The following is a 22057-nucleotide window of genomic DNA, read 5'->3' as shown; positions in this document are numbered from 1 at the left end:
GACAGGAGGGCTAGGGAAGAGTAAGTCATAAGGGTGCTAGGTCTAACTAAAATTTTGATGATTTAGGAGTTCTAGCACCTCTTAGTTGCGATCGCTTCGTTTAGACAAATGGAATACCAAATGGAACTAAAATTCAAAGCTGCCTTCTAGGCTTTCAACTTCCTCGCGTTTCACCCCAACTTGTGTGCGAATCGGGTGGAACAAAGTTGAAGCAACAGTAGGGACGTATATCGGAGCCAACCAACGGAAGTAAGGAGGCAATGACTTACTCACTGCTTGAGTCAGTATTCGAGTCACAGCAGCAGGACCTTGGCGAACGGCTGCTTTGAATTTAGTACGAGTTTTCGGGTTGGTGGTGATTTTCTTCACTACTGTCTTAATGATGCTGGTGAATGTTTTGAGCAACTGCTTATTCACAGAACCGCCGCGATTGCGGCGGGGGCCAGTAGGGCGGAAGCCGGAGGGAGGACGACGGCGACTCCCGTTCAATCCCTTTGCTTCAAAACCTTCAAAGCTTTCAAAGTTTTCAAAGCTTTCAAAGCTCTCGAATTCAGTTTCCATATCTTCGGCAATGCTCTCAAATTCTATATTTTCCAAGGGAGTGCTTTCTCCTGTTAATTCAGCTTGAATTGCTTCTGCTTCTTCTGCCTCGAATGCCACGCTCTCGAACTCTGCTTCTGAGAATTCAGTATCTTCAACAGTTTCAAATTCTCTCTGAAGTGTTGCCATGATATTTCCCTATGAACATTAAGTAGTTTGATAAGAAATGCAAGAGTTAGCTTTTTGACTAACTCTTTCGTGATTTCCTAATATCAATAATATCTTTAATAAAATAGATTGTTAATTAACTATTTTTTGATAATCATATAATTAGTAGTTAATTATTTTTAGATTGTATTCATGTGAAAATACTCTATAAATAAGCACCAGTAAGTGACCATTACACACTACTGCTGCTGCTTTTTATTCATAGTCGGTAAATCTAAAACTTAAGACTTGTTTAGCCTGCTATGCTGTTATAACATTTGTAATATTTAGTTTTGAATAAGTTGGCAACGCTGTGCCTTTCTCCAAGCATGAGGAGTATTTTTATGGTAATCACGAAACTGGCAATAAAAATGATTAATATTTTGATAGCCGACCTGTAAAGCAATCTGATTAGCAGAGTCTTTAGTTGATAAAAGTAAAGCTCTTGCTTCTGCCAGCCGACGCTCGATAATCCAATCATTTACCGTTTTTCCAGTAAGTCTTCGTACTATATCAGTTAAGTAAGCTGAGGAATAACCGACTGCTTGAGCTGTTTGTTTCAAGTTAATAGATTGATGATAATTCAATTCAATGAACTCGAAAACCTTACGTAGTCGGGGAACAGATGGAAATATGGACGTTCCTAGAGTATTTGATTTTGTACTTTCTTCAGTGGTAGACAATTTATCTTGTGCTAGCTGAACATGAATAATATCATTATTTGTGCCAACCACCTCAAAACCTGCTGTTTCTAAGCATTCCATTAAAAGGTTTTTAGTTTTAGTTTCAGCATCAATTACTAAAATACTGGCCATTTTATTTTCTAATATTTAATAGAGTTATCATTTAATAGAATTTAATTACTTGAAACCTCTTATATTTAGAGATTTAGAGTAAGCCCATCTCAAATTGGATTGAAAACACGTACATTTAACGCATTAAAGATAGAATAGGTATTTATGGCTCGGTAGATTTCTACAGGCTAATAGCGATCGCCATTGTTGTTACGCATTCTGTGCCAGTGGTCTGGCTGGGATTGATCGTGATCAGTATTTGAAATTTCCTTTCGAGATCGAGCCTATACTTTTATATTCAGTGAATAATCAGCTAGTTATGAAAGAAGAAATTGTTCATCAACATTCTTCCTACGTGTAATTCTTGTTTGTTATGTAAATCACGAGACATATAAAAAATATGACAGTCTTTTAAGAAACATTGCAAACTTGACTCTGACTGCCATCAAAGAATATTGCCACAGTTATTACCGTTGTCATAATTTCTGCATCACTCATATCTCTGCAAGTACCATTCCAAAGTTTTCATAATTTTCTGATTTTTAACTGATATACAAGTAAGGTCAAAAGCAATGCTTATAACTGTACTGCTGTCTCGTGTCTACTGTACTTTTTTTGGTTAAAGCTTTATGGACGATCGGGATGAACGCCTGCGCCAATTGATTGCAACAGTGTGCCAACACCCAGATGGCAGCCGAGAATGGCGAAAGGCTATGAGTCGGCTTCTGATTTTAATTCAGGGACTACCAGAATTTAGAAAATACTCAAGCATGGACTGTCCCGATTATTTTTTAGATGCCCTAAACCAAACTTTGGAGTGGTTCAGCCAAAATATTAGAAACTTTCAGCCATGTACATCTTCAGTTCGAGATGATTTAACCAAATGGCTCAAAAGCTACCTTTACTGGCGTGTCAAAGATTTAAATCCATCATCTCCCCCTTGGAGAAAAAAGTTTCATTTATCCTTGGATGAAAGCATTTTTGATACGGATGCAGAAATAACAACTTGGTTAGAACGAGTGTCAGAACAAGGACAATTATTAGGAACACCATCTAATCCATATATTTTGAGCGGACTAGAAATTTATCTGGAAAATTTACAGCAGCAGTCACAACAACGTTTAGTAAGCAACTTGGCACTTTACATTGAGCAAGACCCAGACAAGCAACTACGAAATTGTTATCCTCGTAAACATCCGGAATGCAACTGTCAAGTACTAAGCCAAAGATTGCTGTTCATCTTTAATAACCCACCAGATACACTTGCTGATATTGCTCGTGAGAGCCAAATCAATTACCAAACTCTAGTATCTCATTGGAAATTAAAAGCAATACCGCTCCTGCAAGAAGTTGCAATTAAACTTGGATATGAATCTAATTAACAACCACAACCATGAGTAGCACAGAAACGCTTTATTTAAAAATTCCACTTGGACAAGAAGCTCATGTGATCGCCCGCCAGTTTGCTGTTGAACAAACTACACCTCAAAAAGGTAAACAAATCTATTTAAATACACTAGCAGTTTATGCTGTTTACAGTTACTTGAAATGGTTGCATATTGATACTGCTTTAGAGAAAGGTGATAGTTGGCATCCCCTGAAACAAGCTTTATTTGATGTTGCTGATTTAGTTATTCCTAACATTGGTAAGTTAGAGTGTCGTCCAGTTCAACCTGGAGAAACGACAATTTATTTACCCCCAGAAGTTATGAAAAATAGGATTGGTTATGTGGCTGTCCAATTTAATGAACGCCTAAATGAAGTGCAATTGCTAGGATTTGTAAGAACAGTTCCTAGTTCTTCTGCTTGTGAGCAAATACCACTAACAAGCCTCAAACCCCTTAATTTCCTTTTTGATTGTATTCCTGACGCTGTTGCTCACCCTGCACTCAGTGCTAGGCAGACACGAGTAAACTTAGGTCAATGGTTTGAAAATCTGTTTGAAAATAGTTGGATAGCTTTAGAAGAAGTTTTCAACAATATAGATGAGAAAAAGTTTGCGTTAAGAAGTGTTTCATCTTTCAGTAGAACTAGTGTGGTACGAGCAAGAATAATAGATTTAGGACTAAAAGTGGGAAATGAACCACTAGCGTTAATAGTAGCGATCGCACCATTACCCGAACAAAAAGTAGAAGTACTAGTACAGCTACATCCAATGGGCGAAAAAACTTATTTGCCATCTAATCTGAGACTTAATTTACAAGCAGAATCTGGAGAGATTCTTCAAGAAGTTGTATCACGAAGCAATGATAACTTTATTCAATTAAAACGATTTCGAGGGGATTCTGGAGAAAGCTTTAATATTCAAGTGTCTGATGGTAATTTTACAATTAAGGAAACTTTTGTCATCTGACACTTTTTTGTAGGAGTGTAATGAGTAAGTTAGTTGTCTTGAATTTAGGTAAGGGCGACCTCCATAAAGGTTTTCCTGATGTCACGGTTCAACTTGGGTTAATAAATGACCCACGTGCGATGGAATTTCGCGGGAGTTTACCACCAGCACCAGAAATTTCTCAACTTTATCGAAATTGGCAAATACTATATTCGGCTCTTTACCGTCACTATGGATGGTGGATACGTCTGGAAATCGAAGATAGTGATATCACAAATTTTTCGGAGTTGGAATTTAACGATTTATGTCAGCAATTATCATCTAGAATCAATATTTGGCTCAATTCGGAGCAGTTTCGCAAAATAGACCAAAAATTACGTACGCAATTAAATCCAAATGAAGAAATTTGCTTTATAATTGCAACTTCTGATAGCTTATTACGACGACTTCCTTGGCATTTATGGAGCTTTTTTGAAGATTATCCGAATGCTGAAGTTGCACTTAGTCTCTTAGAACCACAAAGACCAAATAAAATATATACTCAAGAAAAAAAAGTCAAAATTCTAGCGGTTTTTGGCAATCATCAAGGAATTGATATTAGTAAAGATAAGTATTTATTAGAGAAATTATCAAACCAAGCTCAAATAAATTTCTTAATTGAACCACAACGAAAAGAGTTAAGTAACGAACTTTGGGGCAAAGGTTGGAATATTCTATTTTTTGCTGGACATAGTTCTAGTCAAGAAAGAGGAGTTCTGCAAATTAATCAAACTACGACAATTACTCTAGATAATTTAAAACATGGACTTAAGAAAGCAATTGAAAGCGGATTGCACTTAGCAATTTTCAATTCTTGCGATGGCTTAGGTTTAGCAGAAGCGTTAGAGGATTTACATATTCCCCAAGTCATTGTGATGCGCGAACCAGTCCCGGACTTGGTAGCACAGGAATTTTTAAAACATTTTTTAGGTGAATTTTCTAGCGGACAATCACTATACTCTGCACTGCGCGAGGCGCGAAAAAGGCTGGAAGGAATAGAAGATAAATATCCTTGTGCAACTTGGTTGCCAGTAATTTGCCAAAATCCCTTGTCAGCGCCAATGATTTGGCAGTCGCACCGAAAGATGATCGCGACTAAGAGTGTTTTAGTAATATTGCTGGCAAGCTTGTTGATAACAAGTTTAGTCATGGGAGTGCGGTATGGGGGTTATCTGCAAACATCGGAACTACAGGCTTTTGACCATTTTACGCAGTTGCGATCGCAACTTGTCACCGAAAAACCTGACGAGCGGATTTTAATTATTACAATTGATGAAGCAGATATCCAGTATCAAGACAAAAAAGGAATGCAAAGGCAATGGTCATTATCTGATCAAGCCCTTGCTCAACTATTAGATAAATTAAATAAATATCAACCACGAACTATCGGTTTAGATATTCATCGTAATAAAATTGTAGATCCCAAATATCCCGATTTAGCTACTCATTTTCAGCAAGATAATCGTCTATTTTTAGTGTGCAAAGTTGCTACTACTGATGATGATGGCGATAGTGATGGTATTCCGCCACCTGTTGGAGTTTCAAGAGAACGCTTAAGTTTTAGTGATTTTGTTGCAGATGATGAAGATATTGTTCGTCGCCAGCTTTTACATTTGACTCCTTCCCCAAAATCTCTTTGTACCACAGAATACGCTTTTAGTCTACAACTAGCACTTCATTATTTAGATAAAGAAGGTAAAACATCAAGTGATAGAAAAGACGGTTATTTACAAATTGGTAACGTTGTATTTAAGCAATTAAACGAACACACTAGTGGTTATCAAAAAGTGAATGCATCTGGTTATCAAATATTGTTGAATTATCGTTCTCTTGACTCTGTGGAAAAAATTGCTGAACAAGTTAGTTTGAGAGATGTATTAGATGAAAATATCCCCTTAGAATCAGTTCAATTACTCAAAGACCGGATTATAATGATTGGTCTTTCTGCCCCCACCAATACAATTGATTATTGGAAAACACCTTTCAGTTCCAATGCCAAACCGAAGCAAAAGCAAACACCGGGGGTGTTTGTACAGGCGCAGATGCTAAGTCAAATCCTCAGTGCAGTTTTAGACCACAGACCTTTATTGTGGTGGTGGTCTGGATGGATGGAGGCACTTTGGATATGGGGATGGTCATTAGTAGGAGGTATTACAGCGTGGTATTATTCAAAATCGTCGCACCTGGGACTAGCGGTGATAGTCACACTTTTAACAGTGTTTGGGTTATGTTTTGGTATTTTTACACTAGCTGGATGGGTGCCATTTATCCCCTCAGTATTAGCGTTACTAGCTACCCAAGTAATGGTAATCTCATGGTTTAGACGTTCACATCTTCGTAAGAGAAAACAATTAAATTTTGATCGTGATTAAAAAATTTATTGACCAACCAATTCAACGTGCTTGCATAATTCCTTTAATATTTATTAGTTTGATGAGTTACTCACCATCAGTGCAGGCACAACAGACAAATTCGATTCCAAACACTGTTAAAAATTCGCCCTTCCAATCTTTTAAGCAACCGAAATTGCCGAGAAACGGCGCACCCACAGGTCGGCGCAGAGCAGGGGCTGGGCGGAGTCCTGAGTGTCCTAAGAATCTCACACGTCTTACTGCTTTAGTACCTGGTGATGCAGGAAAATCAGTCTTGGCATCAACAGTTGCAGAAAATCCAACTTTTTGGTTTTATGTTCCCCAACTACCTGAAACCATGCGTTCTGGAGAGTTTGTGTTGCAAGTGCTAGATGGTAAAGATGCACAGAATGTCTATCGAATACCTCTTACTCTGTCTGAAAAACCGGGGATCGTTAGCATTACTTTGCCAGCACAACCGCAATATTCTTTAAAAGTAGATAAGGAATATCATTGGTACTTTCATATTTATTGTGGCGATGTAGAAAAAACATCTGACAATTTTTATGTAGATGGGTTTGTGCAAAGGCAAGTGCTGACAGAGGCTCTTGATAGTCAGTTAAAGTCAGCAAAACCAAAAGAGTACATTGTCTATAGTGCCAATAATATTTGGTACGATGCCCTAACTAATTTAGGTCAACAACGCCGCACCAATCCGCAGAATGCAACTCTTAATCAAGATTGGGTTGACTTATTAAATGTAGTTGGCTTGCAAGACATTGCTCAAGAGCCAATTGTACAGGATTACAACTTGGAAAAATAAGACTAGTCACACGATGCATTTACTGATTTATTGAGGGTGTTATGTTAGGAATAACTCAAAATTCGCGGTGTTGGTGTAGTAGTTTGGTAGTGGCAAGTGTGTTAATTGCTTCTTTGCAAGAGCATACTTTTGCTCAAATTACCCCAGATAATACCTTACCTAATAACTCTAGCGTTGCAAAAGAAGGTAATACCTTTAATATTACTGGAGGAACGCAAGCAGGAAGTAATTTGTTTCACAGCTTTAGAGAGTTTTCTGTTTCTCCTGGTGGTACTGCTTCTTTTAATAATGCAGGAGATATTCAAAACATTATTACTAGAGTAACAGGTGGCTCATTCTCTAAAATAGATGGATTAATTCGCGCTTATGGTAAAGCTAATTTATTTTTAATAAATCCTTCGGGTATTATTTTTGGTCAGGGGGCGAGGCTAGATATTGGTGGTTCTTTTGTTGGAACTACAGCTAATGCAATTGGATTTAGTGAGCGAGGTTTTTTTAGTGCGACTAATCCGAATACTCCACAGTTGCTAACAGTAAATCCTTCGGCTTTTTTATTCAATCAAATTGCTACTGCGCCAATTCAAAATAATTCAATAGCATACGCAGGAATAAATCCAGCACGCTTGAATGCATATGGTTTACGAGTACCAGATGGCAAAAGTTTACTGTTGGTGGGTGGTAATGTCAGCATGGATACAGGACAATTATATGCTAGTGGTGGACGAGTTGAGTTGGGAGGATTGAGCGAACCTGGTACTGTCTTGCTCTTGTTAGATGGTGATAATCTTAGTTTAAGATTTCCTGAGAATGTGACGCGAGCAGATATATCTTTGACTAATAGCGCTGGTGTTTTTGTAGAAGCTGCTGGTGGCGGTAATATTGCAGTCAATGCCAAGAATCTAAATATTTTGGAAGGAAGTACTTTAAGTGCTGGTATTGGGGAAGGTTTGGGGACATCTAAAACTGTTGCAGGAGATATTACGCTTAATGCTACTGGGGAAATCAAAGTTTCATCTGGGAGCCTAGTTTTTAATAATGTGGATTTTAGTTCAAAAGGTAATGGGGGTAACATTACTATTGATTCTGGTTCATTCTCTCTAAGTGATGGCGCTGGACTTGCTGCCTTAATATTTGGACAAGGGAATGCGGGAAATGTGACAGTGAGTGCAAAAGATGCTGTTTCTCTTGCAGATGCTACCATCCTCAGCACGGTGGAAGCAGGGGGTGTAGGTAAAGGAGGCAATATCGACATCAATGCTGCAACACTATTACTAATTGATGGCGCTCGATTGCAAACTGCTACTCGTGAAGCATCTGCTACCCAACCAGCAGCACAGGGGGATGCGGGGAATGTCAATGTGAATGTTACTGGGAAAGTTGACATTGCTGGGGAGAAAAATGGTTCTCTTAGTCGGATTTTCAGCCGGGTGGAACCTGGGACAGTTGGCAATGGGGGCAACATTACTATAAATTCTGGTTCATTGTCATTAAGAGATAGCGCACTTGCTGCCTCAACTTATGGACAAGGGAATGCAGGAGACTTGACGATTAACACTCGTGAATTACTGGTTCGAGATGGGGCAAGGGTTAGTGCTAGCACAATTGGTGCAGGTAAGGGGGGGAATTTGGCTGTCACTGCTGATAGCGTACAAGTGTTTGGTCGCTCCAGTGATGGTAGATACAGCGCCTTGGCAGCTCAATCTCAAGGTATTGGTAATGCAGGTAACTTGACGATTAACACTCGTGAATTACTAATTCGAGATGGGGCATTTGTTAGTACTGGCACATTTAATGCAGGTAAGGGGGGGAATTTGACTGTCACTGCTGATAATGTACAAGTGATTGGGGGCTTCAGCATCTTGTCTACTCAAGCTAACCTAGGCGGCAGTACAGGGGATGGAGGAGACTTGACGATTAACACTCGTGAATTACTAATTCGAGATGGGGCACAGGTTAGTGCTAGCACATTTGGTGCAGGTAAAGGGGGGAATTTGGCTGTCACTGCTGATAGTGTACAAGTCATTGCTGATAGTGTACAAGTGACTGATAGTTCTACTGATAGTCGCATTAGCACTGGCTTGTTTGCTAGCGCTGACCGAGGCAGTACAGGGGATGGAGGAGACTTGATAATTAACACTCGTGAATTACTAATTCGAGATGGAGCAGAGGTTAATGCCAGTACATTTGGTGCAGGTAAGGGAGGGAATTTGGCTGTCACTGCTAATAGTGTACAAGTGATTGGTCGCTCCAGGGATGGTCGCACTGGTAGCTTTTTGTCTGCTGGCGCTGACCAAGGAAGTACAGGGGATGGAGGAGACTTGAGGATTAACACTCGTGAATTACTAATTCAAGATGGGGCATTTATTTATACTGGCACAATTGGTGCAGGTAAGGGAGGGAATTTGGCTGTCAGTGCTAATAGTGTACAAGTAGTTGGTACTTCTACTGATGATCGCATTAACACCGGCTTGTTTGCTAGTTCTAGTGGAAAAGCGAAGGCAGGTGACATAATTGTAGATGCTAACTCTATTGTGTTGAACAACGCTACTAAAATTAACGCTGATACTACTGGCGGAGGGGGAAATATCTTTCTCAATTCACCCCTATTGCTACTGCGTCGTGGTAGTAGTATCACTACTAACGCTAGTGGAGACAATATCACTGGTGGCAATATTATCATTGATGCTAAAAATGGTTTCATCATCGCTGTACCATCGGAAAACAGCGACATTCGTGCTGATTCTGAAAACTTCCGTGGCGGGAGTGTGCGAATCAATGCAATCGGTATTTTTGGCACACAATTTCGAGATGTGCCATCTGATAGCACAAGTGACATTACTGCTACTGGGGAAAGTCCTCAGCTTAATGGCACTGTAGAACTCAACACCGCAGATATTGACCCTAACAGTGGCTTAGTGCAATTGCCAACAATACCAGTTGACACCAAAGTAGCTCAAGGCTGCTACAGTCCTACTTATGCCCAAAACCGATTTGTCATCGCAGGACGCGGCGGTTTACCACCCAATCCCCAAGACATTCTCACTCCTGATGCGCCTCAAATCGATTGGGTGTCTGTTAAACCCACTCACAACAATCGTTCCATACCACCTGTTACCAGTAAACCAACTACCTCCACTCCCAAACGCATTGTTGAAGCCACAGGTGCGACGCTAAACACCAAAGGAAAAATAGTCTTGAGTGCTAATTCATCTGCCGCACCCTACACTTTCAGACACAACCCTATTCAGTGTCATGGCAGCTAAAGTTACTCATATTTTGGCAGCATCTTGCTTGCTTATAGTTACTAATTTATAAGGATTATTATGTTAAGAAAAACTCCAGATTGGCGGAGTTGGTGTAGTAGTTTGATGGTGGGAAGTGTGTTAATTTCTTGTTTGCAAGAGCATACTTTTGCCCAAATTACTCCAGATAACACCTTACCTAATAACTCTAGCGTTGCCAGGGATGGAAACACCTTTAATATCACTGGAGGAACGCAAGCAGGAAGTAATTTGTTTCACAGCTTTAGCGAGTTTTCTGTGCCTACTGGTGGCACTGCTTCTTTTAATAATGCTTTGGATATTCAAAATATCATTACTAGAGTAACAGGTGGATCTATCTCCAATATTAATGGCTTAATCCGAGCCAACGGCACAGCTAACCTATTTCTGCTTAATCCCAATGGCATTATCTTTGGAGCGAATGCACGATTAGATATTGGTGGTTCATTTTTAGCAACCACAGCCAGCAGTTTCAAATGGAATGATGGTAGCACCTTCAGCGCCACCAATCCCCAACCTCCCTCTGAGTTACTAGCAATCAATCCTTCTGCACTATTTTTCAATCAACTGCAAGCTGCCAGAATTGAGAACAAGTCAACCAGCGATGCGGGAAATAATCTCAAAGGGCTGAGAGTGCCAGATGGGCGAAGTTTATTGTTAGTGGGTGGAGATATCGTCCTTGATGGTGGCTCGTTGAATGCTTTAGGTGGGCTAGTGGAATTGGCAGGAGTCTCTGGTAATGGGACTGTGGGATTAAATGTTGATAGTCAAGACCTGAGTTTGAGTGTCCCTAATGGTGTACCAACAGCCGATATCTCTTTGAGTAATGGTGCAGTTGTGGATGTGAGTGCTGGTGGAGGAGGCTCAATTACAGTCAATGCTCGGAATTTAGATTTAAAACAAGAAAGTCAACTTGTTGCTGGGATTAAGTCAGGTTTGGGTACAGCAACGGCTACAGCAGGAGATATTAAAATTAATGCTACCGATACTGTCGCCTTGGATAACAGTTCCGTTAGTAACATAGTAGAAAAAGACGGAAGGGGCAAAGCCAGAGATGTATCGATTACCACAGGCTCACTAGAAGTGACCAATGGTGCCCGACTGAGTGCCAGTACGTTTGGAAAAGGGGATGCAGGCAGTGTCAGCATTTTTGCTAGAGATGCGATCAAGTTTGACGGTGAAGGTAGTAAGTATGAATTTGACAGTGGTGCATACAGCGAAGTCAAGCCTGGAGCAGAGGGCAATGCCGGAGGTGTATTGATTAGAACAGGCTCACTAGAAGTGACCAATGGTGCCGTACTGAGTGCCAGTACGGTTGGAAAAGGGGATGCAGGCATTGTCAACATTTTTGCTAGAGATGCTATCAAGTTTGACGGTGAAGCTAATAATCGATCTGACAGTGGAGCGTACAGCCGAGTAAACTCTGGAGCAGAGGGCAACGCCGGAGGTGTATTGATTAGAACAGGCTCACTAGAAGTAACCAATGGTGCCCTACTGAGTGCCAGTACCTTTGGAAAAGGAGATGCAGGCAGCGTCACCATTAAAGCTACAGATGCTGTCAAGTTTGATGGTGAAGGCAAGGATAGATTTAACAGTGGTGCATACAGCCGAGTTGTCAACTCTGGAACAGAGGGCAACGCCGGAGGTGTATTGATTAGAACAGGGTCACTAGAAGTGACCAATGGTGCCCGACTTGATGCCAGTACTGAAGGAAAAGGGGATGCAGGCATTGTCAACATTTTTGCTAAAGATGCGATCAAGTTTGACGGTGAAGGTAGTAAGTATGAATTTGACAGTGGGGCATTCAGCGAAGTCAAGCCTGGAGCAGAGGGCAACGCCGGAGGTGTATTGATTAGAACAGGCTCACTAGAAGTGATTAATGGTGCCCAACTGAGTGCCAGTACGTTTGGAAAAGGGGATGCAGGCAGTGTCAGCATTTTTGCTAGAGATGCGATCAAGTTTGACGGTGAAGGTAGTAAGTATGAATTTGACAGTGGTGCATACAGCGAAGTCAAGCCTGGAGCAGAGGGCAATGCCGGAGGTGTATTGATTAGAACAGGCTCACTAGAAGTGACCAATGGTGCCGTACTGAGTGCCAGTACGGTTGGAAAAGGGGATGCAGGCATTGTCAACATTTTTGCTAGAGATGCTATCAAGTTTGACGGTGAAGCTAATAATCGATCTGACAGTGGAGCGTACAGCCGAGTAAACTCTGGAGCAGAGGGCAACGCCGGAGGTGTATTGATTAGAACAGGCTCACTAGAAGTAACCAATGGTGCCCTACTGAGTGCCAGTACCTTTGGAAAAGGGGATGCAGGCAGCGTCACCATTAAAGCTACAGATGCTGTCAAGTTTGATGGTGAAGGCAAGGATGGATTTGACAGTGGGGCATATAGCCGAGTCTTCTATGGAGCAGAGGGCAACGCCAAAGGTGTATCGATTAACACAGGCTCACTAGAAGTGACCAATGGTGCCGTACTTGATGCCAGTACGTTAGGAAAAGGGAATGCAGGCATTGTCACCATTGAAGCTACAGATGCTATCAAGTTTGATGGTGAAGGAGCTTATGACGGTGGGACATACAGCCCAGTCAACTCTGGGGTATACAGCCGAGTCATCTCTGGAGCACAGGGCAATGCCGGAGGTATATTAATTAAGACAGGTTCATTAGCAGTTACCAATGGTGCGGAACTTAATGCCAGTACTGAAGGAAAAGGGAATGCAGGCATTATCGACATTACTGCTAACACTTTTGAGGCTAGCAATGGTGGTCAAGTATCCACCAAAACTTCAGGTGAATCCGACGCTGGTAATATTATATTCAAGATCAAAAACAACATTACCCTCTCTGGTTCAAAAACTGGTCTATTTGCCAGTACCAGTGAAGGTTCTATTGGTAATGGTGGTAATATTATCATCGATCCGAGAATCATAACAATTCGAGATGGTGCTGCAATTGCCGTTGACAGTCAGGGAGAAGGTACTGGCGGTGATATCCAATTGACCGCAGGCTTCCTTACATTAGATCGAGGTACAATCTCTGCTGCAACTCGTAGTAACACTGGTGGTAATATCACTCTCAATCTGCAAGAGTTATTATTACGCGATCGCAGTCAAATCACCAGCACTGCTGGCATTGAGCAGTTTGGTGGTAATGGTGGCAATATCACCATCAATGCCCCTAATGGCTTCATCCTCGCTGTGCCTAGTGAAAATAGTGACATCACTGCCAATGCTTTTACAGGCAATGGTGGCAGAGTGGATATTCAAGCCACTGGCATTTATGGTATCGAGTTCCGAGACAAAGAAAACCCACAAACAAGCGATATCACTGCTAGTTCAGTATTTAGTACACAAGGCACTGTAGAGCTAATTACACCTGAGATTGACCCCAACAGTGGCTTAGTGGAATTGCCAACAATACCAGTTGACACTAAAGTAGCACAAACTTGCTACAGTCCAGATTATGCCCAAAACCGATTTGTCATCACAGGACGCGGCGGTTTACCACCTAATCCCCAAGACATTCTCACTCCTGATATGCCTCAAATCGATTGGGTATCTGTTAAACCCACTCACAACAATCGTTCCATACCACCTGTTACCACCAGTAAACCAACTACCTCCACTCCCAAACGCATTATTGAAGCCACAGGTGCGACGCTAAACGCCAAAGGAAAAATAGTCTTGAGTGCTAATTCATCTGCCGCACCCTACACTTTCAGACACAACCCTATTCAGTGTCATGGTAGCTAAAGTTACTCATATTTTGATAGTGTCCTGCTTGCTGATGTTGTTCAACAGCCTGATAACTACACCCAGCAAGGCACAGACACTCAATCGCGTACAACCATCCCAAAACAATTCTCCTTCGCTTCCGCAGCTTCCGCCACCGCAGGATGTCCAACCACCCTCACCCAAAACACCAACACCACTAACACCACCCCAACTTCCACCTCCATCTGAATTACTTCAACCTGAACAACCACAACCATTACCAGATGAACCACTCCTGGAGAGATCGCAAATCTTCACTGTTAAACAGTTTGAAGTCATTGGCAGTACAGTATTCAGTCGAAAAAAGTTGACTGAGATACTTGCTCCCTTTACGAACAAGTTGATAACATTTGCACAATTGTTAGAAGCTCGTTCCAAAATTATCGAACTTTATATTCAAGAGGGATACGTTACGTCTGGGGCTTATATTCCTGAACAAACTTTTGCTAACAACGGTGTTGTCCAAATCCAGGTAATAGAAGGGAAATTAGAAGATATCCAAATAACTGGGACTAAGCGACTCAACCCAAATTATATCCGCAGCCGTATAGCTTTGGGCGCATCCACTCCTTTGAATCAAAAACGCCTATTAGAGTCACTACAATTATTGCGACTCAATCCTTTAATTAAAAATATCTCGGCTGAACTGTCTGCTGGCTCACGTACTGGTGCTAATTTACTGGCTATTAAAATAACAGAGGCTGATTCATTCAATATACAAACAGTCTTGGATAATGGTCGTTCACCTAGTGTTGGTAGTTTCCGACGCCAACTGCAAATAAACGAAGCTAACTTACTCGGATTCGGAGATAGTATATCGTTAACATATAGCAATACCGACGGCAGTAACACTATAGATACCAGCTACAGCTTACCTCTCAATCCCCGCAATGGTACTCTCACCTTCAGTTATGGTACTACATCAGCTGATGTCATTGAACGTCCCTTCAATAGATTAAATATTGAATCAGCTTCCCAATATTACGAACTGACATTCCGCCAACCTCTAGTGCAAACTCCTAACCAAGAATTCGTTCTTGGGATAACCGCTTTTCGCAGAGAAAGTGATATTTCCTCCTCTTTACTAGAAGAGAATGAGGTTCCTCTTTCTGAACTTTCACCAGGGGCTGATAAAGAAGGACGCACCAGAGTATCTGCATTGCGTTTTTTTCAAGAATGGACGAGTCGCAATAGCCAAGAAGTCATTGCCGCTCGCTCTGAATTTAGTCTGGGAATTGGTGCATTCAATGCCACAATTAATGATACCGAACCTGACAGCCGCTTTTTCGCTTGGCGAGGACAGGCGCAATGGGTACGCCTTTTAGCTCCTGATACTCTACTATTAATCCGTGGTAATGTGCAATTAGCTTCTACAGAGCTTTTAGCTTCAGAACAATTTGGTTTGGGTGGTATAAATAGTGTACGAGGATATCGTCAAGATTTACTGTTGACAGATAATGGCGCTCTTGCTTCTGTTGAGTTCCGGCTACCAATTGCCCGTGTACCACAATGGAATGGAGTTCTGCAAGTTACGACCTTTAGTGATGTTGGCACAGCTTGGAATAATTCTTCCAGTAGAGATGAAAATAATACTAACACTCTAGCTTCTGTTGGTTTGGGTTTACGTTGGTTACAGGGTAATAACTTTACTGCTGGTGTTGAGTGGAGTATCCCTTTAGTTTCTGTTGATACTCAAACTCAAAGCAATACATGGCAAGAAAACGGTTTATATTTTTTTGTACAATATAATCCGTTTTAATTTCACACAAAATTGCAGAGTTACAGAGAGTTATATCTGGTTTGTATTCTCACTAATTATAAGGATTAAATATAGCAGGAGGCAGGAGGCTGAAGGTAGGAGGTGAAACTATTACTATTCCTAACTTTCACGCTTTCAAATGTCCTAACCTATGTGACTACAGCTATACTATTTACAGCTATTTTCAGGTAAATAGACCACGCGGTAGGGGCGCAAGGCCTTGCGTCCCTACGACAGATGTGGTTCAAATACATGAAAACTGCTGTAAAAAAGTAAGTTTAAAAATTATATGAAATTTTTTCAGCAATTTTTTCTAGCATTATTGACTGTATTACTCTGTGCGTTTTTACCATATTTTTTTGATTCATTTAATTATTTAACAGCAGGATTTGCAAAATCTAAAGTTGGATTTGATTCTGTTTTAGCAACTACACCTGCTGTCAACCCAACCCAGACTTCTAGCTTAGTACAGCAAAGTCAAGCACTTTATGAAGCCGGACAGTTTATAGAAGGGGTACAACTTCTCAAAAAAGCAGTAGCTAAATTTAAAGCTACTAATGATGTATTGAATGAAGCTATAGCTTTAAGTAATCTTTCTTTAGCCTACCAGCAATTAGGACAATGGCAAGAGGCAGCTGAAGCGATCGCCCAAAGTATTAAACTATTACAATCTCTCAAAGATGCGGATTCTTCACAAGTCTTTGCCCAAGCTTTAGATGTTCGAGGTGGACTGGAATTAGCACAGGGGCAAAATGAAGCAGCCTTAAGTACTTGGCAATCAGCAGCTAAAATTTATCAACGCTTAGATGATATATCTGCACTGGTTCGCAATCGCATTAAGCAAGCCCAAGCAATGCAAGCTTTGGGAAATTATCTCCAAGCAGATAAAACCTTAACCTCAGTCCGAGAAATTCTCCAAAAACAACCAGACTCTCCTGTTAAAGCGACAGGATTGTATAGCTTAGGAAATGTCCTGCGAAGTTTGGGTTATTTAGACGATTCGTACAAAACTCTAGAAGAAAGTTATTCTGTGGCTAGACAAGTAAAAGATGCGATCGCTCAAAGTAATGCTTTAATTAGTTTAGGTAATACAGCCCGCGCTCAAATCTACGCTCAATTTAGTTTGGGTAATTCAAGCAGCGCTAAGGATTTGACTCAAACAGCAATTCAATACTATCAACAGGCAGCTCTAGTTGCATCTGCAAAACCTACTGTACGTCTTTTAGCTCAACTAAATTTATTAAGACTATTGGTCGAGCAAGAGCAATTTAGCACAGCAAAGGCATTATTACCTCAAATTCAGTCTCAGATAGACAGTTTACCTCCAAGTCGAACAGCTGTTAACTACCGAATTAACTTTGCCCAAAGTCTGAGCAAAATGATACAGAACGAAGTTCAGCCAAAAGATGTTGCTAAAATGCTAGCGCAAGCTGTCCAAGTAGCTAAGAGTTTAAAAGATGAACGAACTGAGTCTTATGCCCTTGGTACTCTTGGTGGTTTATACGAACAAAGCGGACAGCTAGCCGATGCTAAAAGCCTTACACAACAAGCCTTGGTGAAAGCTGAATTTCTTGATGCTCAAGACATTGCCTATCAATGGCATTGGCAAATGGGACGCATACTGCAAAAGCAATCCAATATCCTACCAGCAACAGATGCTTATAATCGAGCTTATAATGCTCTCAAATCTCTACGCAATGATTTAGTTGCGATTAATCCTGACATACAATTTTCTTTCCGCGAAAGCGTAGAACCCGTATATCGACAGTACGTTGATTTACTGCTGCAACTTCAGGAAAATACTCTTCAAAAGCCAGATAATCTCGTTCAAGCCCGTCAGGTAATTGAATCTCTCCAGTTAGCAGAATTAGATAACTTCTTTCGTTCGCCTTGCCTATTACCAAGAGTTGACCTTGATAAATTAGTCGAAAAGGAAAAATCTACAGTTGTTATCTATCCAATTATTTTAGATAATCGACTGGAAATTATTACTAGGTTGCCAGGGCAAGATGCAATCTACCGTAAAACAACTAAAGTCCCTAAAGATGTATTAGAAAACGTTGTAGAACAACTACGAAAAGATTTACCCATTGCTAGCCGGGAGCCTGATGTTAAGCAGCATTCGCAACAGTTATATGACTGGTTAATTAAACCTATAGAATCAGATTTAAGAAATGCAGATATCACATCCTTAGTGTTTGTGCTGGATGGTTCTTTGCGAAATATTCCAATGGCGATTCTTTATGATCGCCAACAGCAGAAATATCTGATAGAAAAGTATGCTATTTCTTTAATGCCCGGACTACAACTCCTCGATCCTAAGCCTTTACATAACGTGCGGCTAAACGCTTTAATTGCTGGGGTTGAGCAAGAACGCTTGATTGAAGGTAAATCATTTCCCGAACTCTCAAATGTTACACAGGAATTAAAACTAGTCCAATCTGAAGTTAAATCAAGTAAAGAACTTTTAAATCAAGAGTTTACTAAAGCTAATCTGCAAAAGCAAATTCAATCTACTCCCTTTTCAGTAGTGCATCTAGCTACTCATGGGCAATTTAGTTCAGACATTGAACAAACCTATATTCTTACCTGGGATAGCTTACTGAAGGCTAGAGAGTTAGATAATTTACTTCGAGCTAGGGGTGAAAGCCGACGAGGAACAATTGAATTACTCGTCCTTAGTGCTTGTAAAACTGCCACAGGCGATAAACGAGCTGCTTTGGGATTAGCTGGAGTTGCAATATGGGCGGGCGCACGCAGTACCCTAGCAACTTTGTGGACAGTAGATGATGAATATACTAGCGACTTTATGGGTGAATTATACCGACAATTGAATGCTCGAGTAACTAAAGCCCAAGCTCTGCAACGTGCCCAACTTGCGATTCTAGCTAAAGAAAATCGTCCATATTTTTGGGCCCCTTATGTTCTTGTGGGCAATTGGTTATAATTTTTGAAAAAATCTGCCAATCAATGTTTTCATAAAGAACTAACGCAGCCAATAATATTTCTTTCACGTCCCAAATAACTAAAACTTTTGCTCCTCTTCGTTGTGACTGAAGATATTCTAAAAAAGCAATTGTAGTCTCAAAATTAGCTTTTTTGGCGTTGAAAATAAAATCGAGATTTTTATGCGAGCGCAGATGCCGGAATATTACCTCATTTGGAAATACCAGAAGTTTTCATTGGTCTATTGCAGCGGTATCTTGAGGAAGTGGGAGAATAATTCACTAATTACGAATTACGAATTACTTGAATGCCCAATGCCCATCTCTATTTAGAAAGTAACTGTGCGTTTAATGCTTTAGTAATGCGATCGCCAGAAGCTTCTAAGTGAGCTAAGGTGTAAATATCAAGGCTTTCTCCGTCTAGGTGACGCTCGTTCCTCTCTACGAGACGCTGCGCGTAGCTTGCTTCTCCGTTCGCGTAGCGTTCTGCAGGAAAGGAGTACGCTATCGCTGGCGCTAACGCAGTGGTTTCAAGGCAAGGAACCCCGCCAATGCCCTGTTCACCAAGTTGTTTGAGTCTGGCATCAATGGCTTTTTGCAGTTGGCGCAATTCATACCAAGCCAATGTCCGACCATCTTCAGGTGTATTAGTAGTACCCAACATTATCTGTAACAAAATATTCAGATGTTCCCGTTGCAATGAACGGCGGATGCTAGAAATTGGCTTTGGTTCTCCTGGGGTGAAAACTTCTGTCCAGATGCCTGTTTGCAGGGTGTCGAACAGTTCTGGCATGGAAAGCGCTTCTCCAGGCAGAGTTTTTAATTCTATATCTTGTAACCGATTCAGGCGATCGCTGTCTAATAGCGATCGCAATATCGCACTTTGAAAACTCAAAATGCGATCGTGAATTGGATAATCAAGGCGATTATTAGGTGCAGAACTACCCCAGTCTCCCCAATGCGACGGTGCCAGTTGATTGAGCAATTGTGGTGAAAAGCTGAAAGCATTCTCTGCAAATACATACTCTTGCAACTTTGTCAATGCTTGACGTTGTTTTAAAAGTGAAACTGGTACAAATGCCCAAGCAGCATCATTACTGGTATGGAGACGCCGAAACGATTGTCCACCAATGTATTTAGAAAGCAAAGTGGCGTTCCGAAAATAATATTTAAGTACTTTATTAAACTTAAGGCGCAGGTTACTATAGCTTTCTCCTTTCGATAGATAACCTTTATCAAGACGCTGCCACATAAAACGAGCATTATCCATTTGCCACTGTGAGTAAAGTAGCACATCACTACTCATATCCCAGATATTTGCTAAAGGATTGATGTCCCAGATATCTTCATCAGTTGCGTAAGATAATTCTGGTTGAGGCGACGCTAGTGCAATCTGGTCTAAAAAACTTTTTTCTGATTCTGGAATAGTTACCTCAAGTGCTGTTGATGGAAATCTTTTATAACCATACTCAATTGCCCATTCGTCATAAGGCCCAATAACTCCTGGGAAATAGTCACCTTGCTGTACTCCCTGTGGTGCTATATTCACAGGTACATAGTCCATCACCGAACCCACTAAACCTTTGGTGTGAGTGATTTCAGTATTATTTAATTCTTCTGGGGCTAACATGGTGCTGCCATAAAAGTTGTGGCGCAAACCCAGAGTGTGCCCGGCTTCGTGAGCGATGAGAGAACGCAAATATTGATGCACATACTTCTTCATCGTTTCACTATTAGGTGTAGTGTTTGGCAACATTGACAACGCCAGCACCCCCATAGCTGCTTGATTTGAAGACTCCATACCATAGCAGGACTCAGAGGAGAAAAAGAGAGCAGAGGAAGATGACGTAAAGAATCTATCCAGGTATTTCCCCGTGTCTTCACGTCCTTTCATCTTTTCTGGACATGAATTTGCCTCCATCAATGCATGATATTCTTGCTGAACTAAACGCACCATATTGGCATCGACAATGATATCTGCATCTAATATTTCTCCAGTGAATGGGTTGACGCGCATCGGGCCTTTGGCAAAACCTGCATCTAAAGAATTGAACCAGCGAATAGTGTTGTAGTGTACATCTGCTGGTTTCCAATTAGCATCATCTGGCATTTGCTGCACTTCAATGGCATTTTGAAATCCGGCTTTTTCAAATGCTTTGTTCCACATCAAGACACCTTCACGAATCGCATCGCGGTAATCTAGTGGCACAGCATTTTCAATCCAATACACAATTGGTTTTTTGGGTGGAGATAAGGGGGCGCTAGGATTGGATGGTTCTAGATGCCAGCGATTAATATAACGTACATAAGATTCGTGAGCATTATTGTTAGAGAAATCTTGGAAAGCAGTAGTAAAATATCCAACTCTGTCATCGGCAAGTCTAGGAATATAACCATTGTTTTCTCTCAGATGAGAAAAACTATAGTGTACCTTTAGAGTGAGTGCCCTGCTATCGGGTACGGTGATTAAATTTGAGCCTTCTAGTGATGAAAAACCGTAAATCGAATCAATTTCTACATTTTCTGGGAAGCTGTTAACATCACCAAAATATGACTTGCGTACATCTAAGCGGTAATCAGCCTGCAAAGAGTATTTTAATAAAGGAGTTAATCCCGGAAAATCCTGCATTAGCAGTCCATTCAGGTCGATTATAATATTTTGATTTTTTGGATCGATAGTGGCTATTTCGAGTGAATAAAGAACTGAATCGCTAAATGAACGAGCAAGCGATCGCTGTTCTGGTATACTGTCTGTACGGAATTTTACATTACGGACAACAAAATGTAATCTATTATTTACTCGTTGGAAGTAAAAGATAAAATCAGAGAGAGGTAATCCACTATAAATCCCACTTTCACCAACGCCTGATTCCAATGTCACTATAGCTAGGTAATCTTTATTTAGCTGCTCTGGCTTGAGTTCTAAAAAAACTTTTCCCGAATCCTCACTGCAATAAACTGTGAAGAGTCCCTCTAGTTTATCTATCCGATTAACAATCCCATTAAATCTGCAAAAATCCTCCTTTTTAATCTCAGCAAGATTCTTGTCAGCATTTGCTACGTTTTCAACTATTGGGAGTGCATTTAATCGCTGTACATCAATATTAGAAGTATTTGAAAGTTGGTTTGCTCTTGCATAATCATTTGATAGCAACAAGCTATACAGTACTACTATACAGATTGCTAATTTCGTTATCCAGTATTTCATC

11 protein-coding genes are annotated in these 22057 nt (G+C 40.8%); 8 read left to right on the top strand and 3 right to left on the bottom strand.

Features of this window, described 5'->3' with window-relative positions; all coding sequences use genetic code 11:
* Positions 1-126: 126 nt before the first annotated feature.
* Together V7K60_RS19130 and V7K60_RS19125 are read right to left on the bottom strand one after the other, a co-directional pair.
* Complete coding sequence (locus V7K60_RS19130; RefSeq protein WP_334927391.1) at positions 127-729, bottom strand: hypothetical protein; 603 nt, start codon at positions 727-729, stop codon at positions 127-129.
* A gap of 305 nt (positions 730-1034) precedes the next feature.
* Positions 1035-1562 carry a helix-turn-helix domain-containing protein gene (locus V7K60_RS19125; protein WP_334927390.1) on the bottom strand — a complete coding sequence of 176 codons (528 nt, stop codon included), beginning with the start codon at positions 1560-1562 and terminating at the stop codon, positions 1035-1037.
* A gap of 608 nt (positions 1563-2170) precedes the next feature.
* Here V7K60_RS19125 and V7K60_RS19120 point away from each other — a divergent pair.
* From V7K60_RS19120 to V7K60_RS19085, 8 genes are all read left to right on the top strand, one after another.
* Positions 2171-2923, top strand: coding sequence for a hypothetical protein (locus V7K60_RS19120; protein WP_334927389.1), 753 nt, complete (start codon positions 2171-2173; stop codon positions 2921-2923).
* A gap of 11 nt (positions 2924-2934) precedes the next feature.
* Positions 2935-3894 (top strand): DUF1822 family protein, encoded by a 960-nt coding sequence (locus tag V7K60_RS19115; protein WP_334927388.1) that lies wholly within the window; start codon positions 2935-2937, stop codon positions 3892-3894.
* A 20-nt stretch (positions 3895-3914) separates the two neighbouring features.
* A complete protein-coding gene (locus V7K60_RS19110; RefSeq protein WP_334927387.1) occupies positions 3915-6284 on the top strand; it encodes a CHASE2 domain-containing protein in 2370 nt (789 codons plus the stop codon).
* On the top strand, positions 6277-7086 hold the full coding sequence (locus V7K60_RS19105) for a DUF928 domain-containing protein (protein ID WP_334927386.1): 810 nt from the start codon (positions 6277-6279) through the stop codon (positions 7084-7086). The genes V7K60_RS19110 and V7K60_RS19105 overlap by 8 nt, the downstream gene beginning before the upstream one ends.
* A gap of 41 nt (positions 7087-7127) precedes the next feature.
* On the top strand, positions 7128-10349 hold the full coding sequence (locus V7K60_RS19100; RefSeq protein WP_334927385.1) for a two-partner secretion domain-containing protein: 3222 nt from the start codon (positions 7128-7130) through the stop codon (positions 10347-10349).
* A gap of 60 nt (positions 10350-10409) precedes the next feature.
* Complete coding sequence (locus V7K60_RS19095; RefSeq protein ID WP_334927384.1) at positions 10410-14123, top strand: two-partner secretion domain-containing protein; 3714 nt, start codon at positions 10410-10412, stop codon at positions 14121-14123.
* On the top strand, positions 14113-15903 hold the full coding sequence (locus V7K60_RS19090) for a ShlB/FhaC/HecB family hemolysin secretion/activation protein (protein WP_334927383.1): 1791 nt from the start codon (positions 14113-14115) through the stop codon (positions 15901-15903). Before V7K60_RS19095 ends, V7K60_RS19090 begins: the two co-directional genes overlap by 11 nt.
* Positions 15904-16192: 289 nt before the next feature.
* The gene (locus V7K60_RS19085; RefSeq protein WP_334927382.1) at positions 16193-18850 is read left to right on the top strand and encodes a CHAT domain-containing protein; all 2658 of its coding nucleotides are present in this window, start codon (positions 16193-16195) and stop codon (positions 18848-18850) included.
* A gap of 323 nt (positions 18851-19173) precedes the next feature.
* Here V7K60_RS19085 and V7K60_RS19080 read toward each other — a convergent pair whose 3' ends face one another.
* A complete protein-coding gene (locus V7K60_RS19080) occupies positions 19174-22056 on the bottom strand; it encodes a zinc-dependent metalloprotease (protein WP_334927381.1) in 2883 nt (960 codons plus the stop codon).
* Position 22057 lies beyond the last annotated feature (1 nt).

The sequence above is a fragment of the Nostoc sp. genome, from assembly GCF_036917555.1.
In the GTDB taxonomy this organism is placed as follows: domain Bacteria; phylum Cyanobacteriota; class Cyanobacteriia; order Cyanobacteriales; family Nostocaceae; genus Nostoc.
Note: the sequence above shows the minus strand (reverse complement) of the source record. Positions and strands in the feature narration are given on the sequence as shown.

Bases quoted from the DNA above. Each gene is read 5' to 3' on its own strand.
- V7K60_RS19130 (WP_334927391.1), bottom strand. From the start codon at position 729: ATGGCAACACTTCAGAGAGAATTTGAAACTGTTGAAGATACTGAATTC.
- V7K60_RS19125 (WP_334927390.1), bottom strand. From the start codon at position 1,562: ATGGCCAGTATTTTAGTAATTGATGCTGAAACTAAAACTAAAAACCTT.
- V7K60_RS19120 (WP_334927389.1), top strand. From the start codon at position 2,171: ATGGACGATCGGGATGAACGCCTGCGCCAATTGATTGCAACAGTGTGC.
- V7K60_RS19115 (WP_334927388.1), top strand. From the start codon at position 2,935: ATGAGTAGCACAGAAACGCTTTATTTAAAAATTCCACTTGGACAAGAA.
- V7K60_RS19110 (WP_334927387.1), top strand. From the start codon at position 3,915: ATGAGTAAGTTAGTTGTCTTGAATTTAGGTAAGGGCGACCTCCATAAA.
- V7K60_RS19100 (WP_334927385.1), top strand. From the start codon at position 7,128: ATGTTAGGAATAACTCAAAATTCGCGGTGTTGGTGTAGTAGTTTGGTA.
- V7K60_RS19095 (WP_334927384.1), top strand. From the start codon at position 10,410: ATGTTAAGAAAAACTCCAGATTGGCGGAGTTGGTGTAGTAGTTTGATG.
- V7K60_RS19090 (WP_334927383.1), top strand. From the start codon at position 14,113: ATGGTAGCTAAAGTTACTCATATTTTGATAGTGTCCTGCTTGCTGATG.
- V7K60_RS19085 (WP_334927382.1), top strand. From the start codon at position 16,193: ATGAAATTTTTTCAGCAATTTTTTCTAGCATTATTGACTGTATTACTC.
- V7K60_RS19080 (WP_334927381.1), bottom strand. From the start codon at position 22,056: ATGAAATACTGGATAACGAAATTAGCAATCTGTATAGTAGTACTGTAT.